This is a genomic window from Acidobacteriota bacterium (assembly GCA_030949985.1).
Lineage (GTDB): Bacteria > Acidobacteriota > Polarisedimenticolia > J045 > J045 > JALTMS01.
Genome location: JAUZRX010000034.1, coordinates 1 through 1580, shown reverse-complemented (window position 1 = coordinate 1580; position 1580 = coordinate 1). Strand labels below are relative to the sequence as shown.

Annotated in this window: 2 protein-coding genes; one reads left to right on the top strand and one right to left on the bottom strand. The window is 61.3% G+C overall.

Annotation, left to right across the window (positions count from 1 at the left end; genetic code table 11):
* Positions 1-276 precede the first annotated feature (276 nt).
* Entirely contained in the window at positions 277-1377 is a 1101-nt protein-coding gene (locus tag Q9Q40_09645; protein MDQ7007485.1) for a reverse transcriptase domain-containing protein, read from the top strand.
* Between the two features lies 1 nt (position 1378).
* Here Q9Q40_09645 and Q9Q40_09640 read toward each other — a convergent pair.
* Positions 1379-1580 (bottom strand): hypothetical protein (locus Q9Q40_09640; protein MDQ7007484.1); only part of this gene is annotated, 202 nt, incomplete at its 5' end.

Below are 1580 nucleotides of genomic sequence, written 5' to 3'. Positions count from 1 at the left end.
CACTAAAATCACTCCGCATTCGAGAAGCAGCCGCTAATCCGGCACGGTCAACGCCTTCTCGAGGTGAGGGCGTAGTCTCGCGATCGCCTTCGGGCGAAACTGGCGGCGACCAAATAGGACCCACAGAGCGGTTTAACGAGTGCCACGCCGCAACCCTGCTCGAGGTGAGGGTGTAGTCATCCACCACATTATGAGCAACATGCAGCAGCACGCGCCGTTCCCCCAGACCAAGGGCGTCCTGCAGGGCGACACCCTCGCCCCGTTCCCATTTGTGTTGTGCATCAACGCAATCATGCAAAAGCCGACCCTCCGTCAACCCTCTCGTCCACCACAAGGGTCACAAGATCACACACCAGGAACGCCTCTCGCCACCACTTCTCTTTCGCCGACGACATCGTCCTGATTGCCGAAAACCGCAAGGAGCTGCAGGCGCTGCTCTCGCGTGTAGAGCAGGCGGCAGCCCCCTTCGGCCTCAAGATCAACTGCGCCAAGGGGAAAACGGAGGCGCAGAACTTCGCCCCCGTGCCCGACGCCGACCTGCCCATCACGCTCGGCGCCGCTACCATCGCCACTGTCACCAAATACAAATACCTCGGCGGCTGGCTCGAATACGGCCCCTCCAACGACGTGTACTCTCGTGGCGGTCAGGCGTGGCAGGCTATCATCAAGCTCGACGGCGTGTGGAGGGCACCGATCCCCAAGGCGCTGAAGCTCCGCCTCTACAGAACGCTGGTAGAGTCGGTACTCTCCTACAACGCCGACACCTGGTTCCTAAACACAGTTGTGCTCCAGGAACTCCGTGTCCTTGAACGACGCTTCCTGCGTAAAGTTCTCGCCGTCGACTACGCGGACCATGTCGACAGCTTCGAGCTCTACGAGAGAGCGGAGAACCACATTCCACTGGCCCCTCGCCTTCGCGCCAAGCAGCTCCGCCTCATTGGCCACATCCTACGGCGCAAGAACGATGCCGACGCCGCTGAGCTTCTCTCCGACGAGGATGGCTACCTCACCGACGTGGCCGACACCCTTGGGATCAATCCCGGTGAGGTCTACACAGCTGCGCAGGACAGGGAGGGGTGGCAGAAGGCCGTGGAAAACGCGGAACAGTGCATGATCGCCGCTGAGGCGGCCATCATCCACAACGCCGAAGAGAAGCGCCTCTGGAGCAAAGGCATCTCAGGCCCCGTGAACGAAGTGCACTGGAACCGTGCCCCTCCTCCACCAGGCCCCAAGTACAACGGCTACGACCAGTGGATCCGGGAACACCTCGAGAGCTGCGGCATGTTCATCTACACTGACGGCTCCTGCGCTGCTGATGGCACCGCAGGCCTCGGCATCCATGAGGACAAGCCGCTGTCACCACAGTTCCCCCCCTAAACTAGTCTTCTTCCGTGTCGTCGGGACAAACAACACCGCCGAGCTGCGAGCGCTGCTCTACGCCCTCCAGCACTACCGCGACGTCCCCCTCACCATCGTCACCGACAGCGAGGTTGCTGCCTTCGCCCACATCCATGGGTGCGTCAACAATGACGAGCTCGTTCGTTTGCTGCGAGAGGAGATCTACGACCGCCAACATGACC